The sequence below is a fragment of the Natronomonas salsuginis genome, from assembly GCF_005239135.1.
In the GTDB taxonomy this organism is placed as follows: domain Archaea; phylum Halobacteriota; class Halobacteria; order Halobacteriales; family Haloarculaceae; genus Natronomonas; species Natronomonas salsuginis.
The window spans coordinates 86052-98222 of the sequence record NZ_QKNX01000007.1 but is presented as its reverse complement, the minus strand read 5'-3'; the positions used below and the strand labels follow the sequence as shown (position 1 = coordinate 98222).

Here is a 12171-nt window from a genome sequence, read left to right as displayed (position 1 = left end):
TGCCCGATCGATGATCTGTCCTGTCCGATTAGACAGAGCAAATAAAACGATATCAACAGCCAGCAGTTTCCGTGATGAGAATAAACGGATCGCGCTCGCGATTGTAGTCGGCGACGTCTCCGGCGACCGCTTCGATGAGTCGGCGATGAACTTCTCTGGCTGCTCGTCCCTCGTCTGGGCTCAAGTAGTGGAGCCCGCCCAGATCCGTCCAGAAACCACCGTCAAGCCAAAAGAGTGTCTCGTCGTTCGACTGATAGATAATGTCGCCGTTATCGGTCAGTCCCTCGGTGTCGAGTTGGCGACCCGAGAGCTGGGCGCGTGCCAGCACCGCGACAAGCTGCCGGCGTGAAATGGATGCATGAACAGCAACATCGTCGATCAAACTCCCAAAGTAGGCTTCGACAGTATCAATCGTTTGGGAGAACTCATCAAGCGTAACAGAATCTAACGGTATTGTATCCCTTGGTACTTCTCGAGTTTCCCAAGATCGAGAGCCGCTAAGCAATACGTCAGATGCAAGGTTGAGTTCAATACTATCCGCTGTTCGACAGTACTGTGTTCTATCCCTGCTCTCGTCCGCAGTGACCTCTTCTAAATACATATTCTCAGAAAGTTCCTTCACACGTCTATAACAGGTGGCAATCGGGATATCTAGCTCTTGACTCAGCCAGCTAACTGATCGCGGTTCCTTTGCCGCCCGCAGGATATCAACGCTGTATTTCCGCCCGAGTACCGCAACTGCTTCCGTCGACATCTTGTTACTACAATTGATTCTCAAGGGTGAATAGCTACACCCTATATTCATGGATCCAATTCTATCAGGGCCGATATGAAATGGTTCTCTAAGCAAAAACATAATACAGCGGAACAACAACATCGGATGTATGAGCGATGGAGACGCGTACACGGAACATACCTCCGCGGGACTTCTTGAGTTGTCTTCGGAACTGAACCAAGCCGGTTCGATTGAGGACGTCTCTGCCGTTGCTGTCCGAATGTTGGATCTCAATTTTGATGCGCCTCTTTCGGCGATCTGGGAATACGATGAAGAGGGAAACGAACTCCGCCCAATCGACGAATCAACTGAGGCACAAGAGGTGATCGGCGATGCACCGATCCTTCCACTTGATTCTCTCGCCGGGCGTGTGTACAGACAGAATCGTCCGGAAGTGTTCGACGATGTCCACGAGGCCGACGGCACGTATAATTCAGACACCCCGATTCGGAGCGAAATTCTTGTGCCAATTTCAGATTTCGGCGTCTTGAGTGTCGGAGCTACTGAAGTGGATGCCTTTACTCAGAAAGACGCAGAACTGGCGAAACTCGTCGCCTCGAATCTCGAACCTGCAATTTCACGAATCCGACACCTCGAGGAGTTACAGGCTGAGCGTGATTGGACACACACGTTGTTTGAAGGCTCCAACGATGCCATTTTGATTAGTGATTCAGATGCGAATTTCGTCCAAGTGAATCAGGCTGCTTGCGAGTTAACTGGCTATGAGCGTGAGGAACTCCTCTCGATGTGTATTCCCGATCTTCACGAAGAGGTCGACTTACATGCCTATCAGGATTCCCACGACAAAATTTTAGGTGGCGAACCAGCAACCACTGAGGCGAAACTACTTCGAAGCGACGACAGTAAAATCGATGTCGAGTTCTCGAACCGTCGGATCGAGCGCGATGGGGCGGCCTATATGCATACCGTGGCGAGAGATGTGACGGAACAGCGGGAACGCCGGCGTCGCCTAGAGTCGTTTCAGTCGGCCATCGAGAACGCGAGTGATGGGATTGCTATTCTGGAGAACGAGGAGTACACGTACGTTGATCAAACGCATGCCGAAATGTACGGGTTCGAGGACCAAGATGAGTTACTCGGGCAGACTTGGCGTGAGTTGTATACTGATGCCGTTGAAATCGAGCGCATAGAGGATGAGGCGCTTTCAGCGCTCCGATCTGATGGAGAGTGGAGAGGCACTGTAACTGCCTCTCCAGAAGGCAAGGGAGAATTTCCGACCGAACTATCGCTGACACGCTTGGAAGACGATCGAATCGTCTGTGTTGTCCGTGACGTGTCTGAAAAATATCGGCGTCAAGCGGAACTCCGGGAGAATGAGCGGCGTTTCGAGTCGGTGTTCGAAGACCCCGAAATGCTGGTGGCGTTATTAGAAACTGATGGTGAGACGATTGAGGTCAATGAAACAGCGCTAGACTACGTTTCGAACGACAAATCCGATATCTTGGGGGAACCGTTCTGGGAAGGAGACTGGTGGTCGCATTCCTCGGACCTACAAGAAGATCTAAAAGACTGGATCGAACAAGCGGCCGCTGGCGAGTACGTCAGTTTCCAGGCGGAACATCCGGATCGGGACGGTAATATGCGGTTCGTTACGGGCACAATCCGTCCGGTTACAGGGGAATCAGGCGTCGAATCGCTCGTTATTTCCAGTCGTGATATCACGCCCCGCGAGCAGCGCCGTCGCGAATTAGAGACGTTCCAACAAGCTGTCGAGGATGCGAAAGACGGCTTCGCCATCCTCGAAGATGAAGAATACACCTACATCGACGAGACACACGTGGATATGTATGGATTCGATGATACTGACCAACTCATCGGGAACTCCTGGCGGATGCTCTATGACGAAGATGAGGTAGAGCGCCTTGAGTCGGAAGCCTTCCCTGTTCTTGAGTCGGAGGGGCACTGGCGGGGCAAAGTAACCGGATCCCAACCGGACGGGACGACATTCCCGGCCGAAATCTCTCTGACCATCATCGATGATGGCCCTCTTGTGTGCACTGTGCGCGATGAAACTGCAAAACAGCAACGGCAGCGTGAACTCGAACTCAAGGAGCAAGCGATTGACTCCTCGAATGTTGGGGTCATGATCACCGACCCACAGCGAGAAGACAACCCAATCGAGTACGTGAATAAGGGATTCACCGACATTACTGGCTACGAAGAGGACGACGCGTTGGGTCGTAATCCACGTTTCCTCCAGGGACCCGAGACAGACCCAGACGAAATATCGAAGCTCCGAGAGGCGATCGCGGCCGGTGAACCGGTGACAGTAGAGCTGAAAAACTACCGAAAAGACGGGAGTGAATACTGGAATCGATTGTCTGTCACGCCAGTCACTGATGTAGATGGGACGCTTTCGAAGTTTATTGGCATACAGCAGGACGTAACAGGTCGGAGGCGACGGACTCGGAGCCTGGCAGAACAGAATCAGAAACTCGAATTGGTTCTTTCTGGAACGGACACTGGTATTGCAGAGTGGAGTCTTGAGACGGATTGGATATCATTCGACGACACGCTTGTCGAGTTGCTTGGTCACGATCCGGACAATCATGAAGAGTTCGTACAGATCGTCGCGCCAGAAGATCGGGATCGTGTTCGTGATTCACTAGAACGAGTCGGCGAGATCAACGACTTGTCTGCAGATTTCAGAGTTATCGGTGCGAACGAACAAACGCGATGGATACACACAGATGCTGTTCTGATATCCGATGACGAAACTGGAGAGAGGCTTGTCGCGATTGCAACGGACATCACGGAGCAAAAACGACGTGTTCGGCAGATTCAACAGGAGCGGGAGCGATTCAAAATCCTCTCCGAGAGTCTCGAAGAATACGCCTTCATACTACTTGACGACGATGGACAGATCGACAGCTGGAACGATGGAGCAGCCGACACCTTTGGGTATGATGAAAAAGCTGCAATTGGTATGCCAGCAGCAGAGCTACATCCTGAACAGGAGCAAAAGCGTGGAACTGCTGACCGGTTATTAAAACAGGCATCACTCGCAGGCGAAAGTACTCATGAAGGACAGCGAGTCCGTCAGGATGGATCGTCGTTTCCTGCAGAAGTCTCATACGTCCCGCTTCAAACTGAAGATGGAGTGTTCCTGGGATACGGGATGGTCATCAGAGATCTTACGAACCAGCGTCAACAGCGGCGTAGAACGGAGCGGTTCGTTGAGGAATCAGTCGACGTCGTGTCTATCTTGGATCGCGACGGGTGTTTCACCTATCTTAGTGGCTCTGCTGAACAGGTTCTTGGATATGATCCAACGCAGCTAAATCAAGAGAGCCTCTTCGATTATATCCACCCCGATGATCGGGAACGTGTAATGGAAGCATTTTTCGCCACCGTGGAGGACTCCGGTTCAACCGTTCAACTAGAGTTCCAAGCAAGGGATGCGGATGGCGGGTGGATTACCGCAGAAGCACGTGGACGGAACCTCTTTGACGATGACGCAATTGGCGGGTTTATGTTTTATATTCGCGACATCAGTGATATAAGAGAACAAACAAAAAAATTCGAATCCGTATTCAATCAAACGTTCCAATTAACGGGACTGATGACCCAGAGTGGTGAAATCCTCGAGCTAAACGACCCCCTCACGGAGTTCGGCGGCATACGTGCAGAGGAGAGCAGAGGCACACCACTCTGGCAGTGTCCTCTGTTCGCGCATTCGTCAGAAGTGCAAACTCAAATCAGGCAGGCAGTTACTCAAGCATCTTCGGGTTCATTCGTTCGGTTCAACGTGGAAGCAGAGGGCGTCGACGGACTCGCCAGCTTCGACTTCTCGGTCAAGCCGATCGCAAGCCAGCACGGGGAGCTTAGCTTCTTGGTATTCGAGGCACGAGACATTACAGCTCAGGAGCAACGTCGGCAACACGTCCAGGTCTTACACCGGATTATGCGGCACAATATCCGAAACGATCTGACGAAACTGAGAGGGTACGTCGATCTGCTTGCGTCGGACACAGAGACAGACACCCGTGAACAGCGCGCTGCGACCATCCGAGACATTCTCGACAAGTGGGAACGAATGGCAAATAAGAGCCAAGAGCTCCAGAATATACTCACGAGCGAGAGCGCTCTCGCTTCCCACCAGAGTGCTCAGCAAATAGCTGAGGATATTCAAGCCAAGAAAGAAAACGAGCATGCTAATGCGAATATCACTATCACAGCCGACCACGATATAGAATCACAAATACCGAGTGACCTTGAGAAGGCGATTTCTGAGCTCGTTGAGAACGCCATCACAGCGAACGATACTGAGCATCCATCCGTACAGATCAGTGTCTCGCAAGCCGATGAACGGTGGGTAGAGATTTGTGTGTCCGATACTGGGCCTGGACTCCCGGAAATGGAGAAAAATCTCCTCGAAACTGGCGAAGAAACGCCGCTGAGTCACGGGCAGGGACTCGGATTGTGGATGGTGCGATCACTGGTGACTCGTGCCGGGGGATCGATTTCAGTTGAAACCTCGGGCGAGGGGAGTGAGATCAGACTCGAAGTCCCCACCCAACCGCCTCGAGCGGACTCAGAAAAACCGAGTATCCTGTCGTAAACTATGACCCAAAACGGAAACACAAAAATCCTGGTCGTCGAGGATGACCAGAACTTGGCAGAGTTGTATGCGGAGTGGCTCGCAGATCGCTATGTTGTCGAAACCGCGTACTCTGGTGAAGAGGCCCTAGAAGTGTTTGATCAGACGGTCGATATCGTCCTTCTGGATCGGATGATGCCTGGATTATCCGGCGGAGAGGTTCTCACGCGACTCAGACAATACGAGTCGAACCCTCAAGTGGTCATTGTCTCTGCGGTGACACCGGACTTCGATATCGTCAAAATGGGATTCGATGCGTATCTGGAAAAACCCGTTGAAGCTGACGACCTCGAAGACGTTATATCGCAGATGCTCACTCGTGCGGAGTATAACGAGGATCTGCAAGAGTTGTTCTCGCTGATAGAACGCCAATCGACCTTGGAAGCGGTCGTGGACGCAGATACCCTCGAAGTAAGTCCGCAATACCAGGCACTCGCGAACCAAATCACAGAACTCGAGGACAAAGTCGAACGGTACCTCCAGAACCTGCCAGATAGGGATTTTCGAGTGGCTATCGAGCGCCTGCAACGAACAGCGGCAGAGCGCAGGGAACAACAGCAGTACCAGTCGCTCACTGAAGACGTACTGGACACATCAGAGGAGGGGGTGGTCGTAATTGATCGCGACAGACAGGTCGTATGGGCAAACGAAACGACCGAAGAATTACTCGGTGTGGATAGAAACGACATGCAAGGGTCTGACTACAGTCGCATTGCTTCTGAATCGTACCAGGAATATCCCTCAGGTGAGCAAACACTGTCTGACCTGGTAACTCATTCTCTAGAGAATATGCATTCCGAAGTCGAAGCCATCGTCCGAATCCCTGAGACGGCTTCGAAAGAGCAGCAGTGGTTGGAGTACTGGAGCGGGCCGATTCAAACTGGTCTTTATTCCGGTGGGCGGATTGAACACTACCACAACATTACAGAGAGATACGCGTATGAACAACAGCTTGAGGATCTGCATGCGGTTTCTCGCGGTCTAATGACAGCGGACTCGGAACGTGCCATCGGTGAGACCGTGACAACTGCCGCAGTTGGGGAACTCGGATTCGAGTTTGCCGCGATATATACACGAGAAGAGCACACAGGACGCTTGGTCCCACTAGCACACGCATCCATGGAGGATGGTACTGAAATCGAACTTCCATCCATCTCTGAAGGAGACACACCAGTCTGGACGACCTATGTGACTCGAACAGAACAATTGAGTCCCGACGACGTTGCAGATACTCAGTCGAGCAAGTGGTTAGCAGAGGAGTTCTCGTCGTGGCGTCTCTACTCACTAGAATCAGAGGGGGTTCTGTTGGTGGGGATGACCACGACGCCAGAGATTCCCTCAAGAAAGAACAAATTGGCAAAGACGTTAGCAGCGAACGCAGCAAGCGCATTCGAACGAACAGCACAAGAGGCGGCCCTTCGGGAACGCGACCAGCGGTTAAACGAGCAAAACGAACAGCTGACACGACTGGATCGCATTAACACACTGATACGGTCGATAAGTGCCACGGTTATCAGTGCAAATACACGAGAAGAACTGGAGCAAGAGGTCTGTAATGCTCTAGCTCACCTGGATCTGGTTAGTGGGGCCTGGATCGGTAAAAAAGATATTAATACGAATACGATCGAGGTCAGAGCCAAAACGGAGTCGCTCACATATCAAAACGTGGGAGCGGACGACGGTTCAGCAGATGACAATACCCAACGGAGTAACTCTACATTGCCACCTGCTGAACGGGCATACAGGATTGAAGATTCAGTCGTGGAGAGCGACTTAATCACCGCTCGCTCTGAAACGGAGTGGGAACAAGACGCACTGAAATACGGCACCAACTCAATTGTGGCTGTACCACTACAGAGCGAGGCTTCGATCCTCGGCGTATTAGAAGTCCATTCCAAACTGCCAAACGCCTTCGCCGAAGAAGAAGTGACAGCCCTCACAGAGCTCGGTCAAATAATAGGCCACGGGATATCAGCACTCCGGCAAAAGGCAGCGCTTCTATCCGGTGGGGGAACGATCCTCGAAATCCAGTTTGAGGACGATACCGGCCTCGCAACTCTTGTTTCCGATGTGGAGACAGATCTCGAAGTGTTGAATGTACTGACTAATAATCGACATAATTTCCTGTTCGCGCGATTGACCGGAGAAAACGTGACTCCGGAGGTGTTCGAAGCTGCTGGTTTCGATCCAGAGACGGTCGTTTTGAGCGACTCCCAGGATGGTCTTTATTGTAAAATCCCGGTGCAGAACAGCAGATTTTGCGAGAAGCTGACCGACCAAGGAGTTGCAATAAATCAAATCACCGCCGATTCCGATTCCGACGACATCGTCGTTTCAGTAACGGTGCCGTTCACCGTCGATGTCGGTGAGTATCTGAGCTCACTTCGTGAAGACTACAGTGATCTCATTCTGTTATCCAAACTGGACAGTGAGCGGGCAGATACCAATACCACTCTCTCAGCACGTCTTGATGGGGCTCTTACCGCTCGGCAAAAAGAAGTCTTGCAGACGGCACTCTACGCAGGATATTTTAATTGGCCTCGGGATGCAGATTCGACGTCAACTGCCAAGACTCTCGACATCGCACAGTCCACCTTTAATCAACATCTTCGAGCTGCTGAATCTAATTTGTTGACGACTCTCTATCAGGATGCAACGGAACTATAGACGCTGTTGAGGGCCCCTGGATGTTGGTTCACCTTTCAGTATAGGTCCAAACTTTAGCACTCCATTACATATACTAATAGCGGCTAACATCTCCCAACGAGGAGATCGCATTACAAGCAAACTCTCGAAATGAAGTGTGTTCTTATACCTGAAACGATCTCGGTACACAACTACTGATCTTTAGATGTTGTGTCTCTGGAGAGTGTCTACGATACTACTGCCGATTCCGCGCGAACTGGCACGTTATGGCCGATTTTACGTATAAATGAAGACTACCGCTGCCCTACTTACTGCTCTCGTTCTCGTTTCAGTCACAATTATACCAGCTGTTGGTTTTGGAGCTGTTTCTAATCAACCAGCCGTAAATAGTAATGTCCAGGTGACAATCGAAGAGGGTTCAAAAATAAACCAAATTACTAACGCCTCGTTAGATTCGAGTGATCCAGACGGCAATTCAGTCTCGTACAACGTCACCGTTGGTGTGTTGAATGGCACACTGTTTGTCGATGGAAGCGGGAGCGGATCCGCAAACGGACTCCTTGACGACGGCGAAGCTGTTGAAACTGAGACGTTTACACAAGCGAACATAGACAACGGGAGACTGTACTACAGCCACGACGGCTCCGAGTCGGCGAGCGATAGCTTCAGCTTCGAGATTACAGACGGAAACGGGAGTTCGTCTGGCCCCCACACGTTCAATATCAAGGTGACGGCGATCGACGATCCTCCAGCGGTGACTACGAGTTCGCGCGAGAGTAATTACACGGCCTCGGCCGACAGATTCGTCGTCGACGATAGCCTTACTGTGACGGACGCGGACGGTGGACCGATCGACGGCGCGACCGTTGCAATCGGGTCAGGCTTCGACGCGAGTGAGGATACGCTCGCAGTGAACAGCACTGCAGTGTCGGATGCCGGTCTCACCAGTAGTTACGATACTTCCACGGGTGTATTGACGCTCACCGGGACCGCGTCAGCTGACGAGATGCAGACAGTTTTGCGAACGGTCACCTACACCTACTCGGGCGACGCCACGGCATCGGCGCGCGACCTCGATGTGTCGTTTACGCTGGGAACCGATACCGGCCAGAATATGGAGTACCTCCCGGCAACCGGCCACTTCTACGAGCACGTCTCGACAGCGGAGACGTTCCAAGATGCCGAGCAGAAGGCTGGCGCACGATCGTATCTCGGATTGTCCGGGTACTTGACGACGATAACCAGCGAGCAGGAGGATACCACGGTAACGGAGCTATCCGACGCAGCATGGATTGGAGCCTCCGATAGAGACGAGGAAGGAAACTGGACGTGGATTGCAGGCCCAGAAAAGGGGATACAATTCTGGCAGGGAAGGGATGATGGGTCGGTCGAAAACGGGCTGTACACCGATTGGGGTACCTCAAATCCAAACGGTAATAGTGCTAGCGAGGACGCCATTGTGATAAACCAGTACGGTACTGGGGGGGATTGGCATGACGAGCTTACTGATGAAGATAGATCCTACGGATATGTCGTCGAGTACGGCGGGCTTAACAGTAGTCCGCCTACGACAGCCCGAGTAACCGTCACCGTCGATACTGAGGCACCGACACTGACGACGAGTTCCGGATCGGTATCGAACACCACCGCGAGTGGTGATTACCTCGTCGACGACGAGTTGACACTGACGAACCCAGACGGCGGAACGATCGACAATGTGACGGTGAGTCTCGGGGACTTTGACCCGAGCAGTGATGACCTCTCGGTGAACACGACCCTCGCCACCAATCGTGGTATCACGAGCACGTACGACGACACGACGGGCGTGATGACTCTCTCAGCCGACAGCCAGGCCACGGTGACTGCCGACGACTTCCAGGCAGTACTTCGCACCGTCACCTACAGATTCACCGGGGCATCTACTGCTGACGGGACAGATCGAACGGTTCCGATCAGGTTCACGCTGAATGCGAATCAACAACAGGTCACCGCCTACGACGGGCACTACTACGAATTCGTGTCGGACGGAGCGACGTGGGAAACAGCCAAGAGAAACGCCGAGAACCGGTCACACCTCGGGCTCCAAGGCTACCTTGCGACAATCACGAGCGAGCAAGAAGACGATGAAATCCATAGCCGGTTCAGCGATAGCGCATGGATTGGTGCATCCGACAAAGACTCGGAGGGTAATTGGACGTGGGCCTCCGGTCCAGAGAACGGGACGCTGTTTTGGGTAGGCTATGATTCAGGGTCCGAACAAGATGACGAGTACGCTGGGTGGGTATCTGGCGCGCCGAACGATGGTAACTTCGATGAAGACTATGCTGAGATCAATTACAATGGTGGGTGGAATGATAACAAAGAAAAATCTCAAGGCTACCTCGTCGAGTACGGCGGGCTGACTGCCGACTCGGCGATCACCGCCCAACGCACCGTCACGGTCGACACCGGTGCACCGAACGTCAGCGACGTCACAATAAAACGAGTCGATGGCGGCGGAGTCGTTACGACGAACGACACGATCGAGGTGAGTGCCACTGTGACGGACACGTCTTCGATCCAGTCGGTCACCGCCTCCGCGATCGCATTCGATGCAGGAACGGTGACTCTCAGCGACGAGGGTCCCAACTCCACTGCGGCCGACGACGTGTACAGCGCGACGTTCACTGTCGGTCCCGATCCGAGCGAGGAGACTCAGTCGGTGACTGTCACCGCGACCGATGCGGCCGGAAACGGCGGCACCCCACCGGGGAACCTCGTGTACGACTCGATCACGGTCAACCCAGGGGGGACGACCGACTTCCTGACCGTCAGGCTCCCGCGCTCGTTCGAGAACCCGGTGGTGATCGCAAAGCCGCTGGAGTCGACCTCTGATGGCAATGTCGCTCCGAACGACCTTCGCGGACACACCCGGATTCGGAACGTTCAGTCTACGTCCTTCGAGATTCGCGTCGAAGAGTGGTCGGTCCAAGACGACGAGGCGCACCCGGCTGCGAACGTTTCATACATCGTAGCCGAGGCTGGCACGACGACACTCAATGATGGGACAAACGTCTCCGCTGGGACGATTACGCTGAATGAGGATGACGGATCCCAGTCGATCACGTTCGAGGAGTCACTCAGCAATCCCGTCGCGTTCACGCAGCCGCAGACGGTCAACGACCCGGACGCAGTCAGCACGCGGAACAGCGGTGTAGGATCGGACGGCTTCAACTCGAAGATCGAGGAAGATGAAGCCGGCGGGAGAGTTGAGGGAACACACGGTACCGAGACGCTTGGGTACATTGCCATCGAACAGGGGGATTCGGTGCTGGGCGAGACTGGCTTCACTGCTGGGAGAAAGGGTAGTGTCAATCACAAATTGACCAGCATCAATTTCGGCGACTCGTATCCTGCCGGTTTCGTCGCGGATATGCAAACGAGTAATGGAGGTGAACGATCGTACCTCCGATACGACGACCGGACCAATACCAGCGTTAGTGTCAGAGTGGAGGAGGATCCGGTCGACAACAGTGACACTCACGTCGGTGAGGAGGTCGGCTACCTCGCCTGGAACGCCAGCACCCAGGTAACGGGCACTCGGTCGAACGACCTCTCAGTCGACACGTCTGCGCCGCAGATCGACGATCTATCTGCGTCGCTCATTGCCGGTAGCCCGCCGGTCTCGGCTGGAGACGAGTTCCGGGTGACGACGACCGTGACCGACGCCGGGGCCATCTCAACGGTCGAGGCTGACGTCACTGCGCTGGACGCGAGTTCCGACACGATCACGCTCGATGACACCGACGGCGATGGCACGTACGAGGGAACGTTCGTGGTCGGACAGAACCCGGACCCGACGCGAGCGATCGCGGTGACCGTGACAGACTCGCTGGGGAACAACGCCAGCGCAACGACGATTGCCGGGAGTCAGGCGTCGTGGGACCACACGGTCAACGGCACCGTCCAGACTGGCACGTTCGCCGGTAACGGGTCGACGGTGGACCCGTACATCATCGACTCGCTTGTCGATCTGCAGGCGATCAACAAGAACGCCACCACGCGCGGGTACAATTATCAGTTGGGCACCGACCTCGACGCCTCGGCCACGCGGTCGTGGAACGTGCCCAGCGAACACGGGAAGGGGTTC

At 53.7% G+C, this 12171-nt stretch carries 4 protein-coding genes (1 of these 4 cut by a window edge); 3 read left to right on the top strand and 1 reads right to left on the bottom strand.

Going from position 1 to position 12171, the window contains the following annotated elements:
• Window positions 1–52: 52 nt before the first annotated feature.
• Entirely contained in the window at window positions 53–454 is a 402-nt protein-coding gene (locus DM868_RS15850) for a hypothetical protein (protein WP_137277456.1), read from the bottom strand.
• Between the two features lie 430 nt (window positions 455–884).
• Here DM868_RS15850 and DM868_RS13905 point away from each other — a divergent pair, with 430 nt between their 5' ends.
• The 3 genes from DM868_RS13905 to DM868_RS13895 form a co-directional block, all read left to right on the top strand.
• A complete protein-coding gene (locus tag DM868_RS13905) occupies window positions 885–5357 on the top strand; it encodes a PAS domain S-box protein (protein ID WP_137277438.1) in 4473 nt (1490 codons plus the stop codon).
• Between the two features lie 3 nt (window positions 5358–5360).
• Window positions 5361–8063: a response regulator gene (locus DM868_RS13900; protein ID WP_137277437.1), complete on the top strand. Its 2703-nt coding sequence runs from the start codon at window positions 5361–5363 to the stop codon at window positions 8061–8063.
• 265 nt (window positions 8064–8328) lie between these two features.
• Window positions 8329–12171, top strand: partial view of a GLUG motif-containing protein gene (locus tag DM868_RS13895; protein ID WP_137277436.1) — the 5' portion only. The gene runs 23178 nt beyond the window's last position; only the first 3843 of its 27021 coding nucleotides appear in the window; its start codon is at window positions 8329–8331; the stop codon falls past the right edge of the window.

Bases quoted from the DNA above. Each gene is read 5' to 3' on its own strand.
- DM868_RS13900 (WP_137277437.1), top strand. From the start codon at position 5,361: ATGACCCAAAACGGAAACACAAAAATCCTGGTCGTCGAGGATGACCAG.
- DM868_RS13905 (WP_137277438.1), top strand. From the start codon at position 885: ATGAGCGATGGAGACGCGTACACGGAACATACCTCCGCGGGACTTCTT.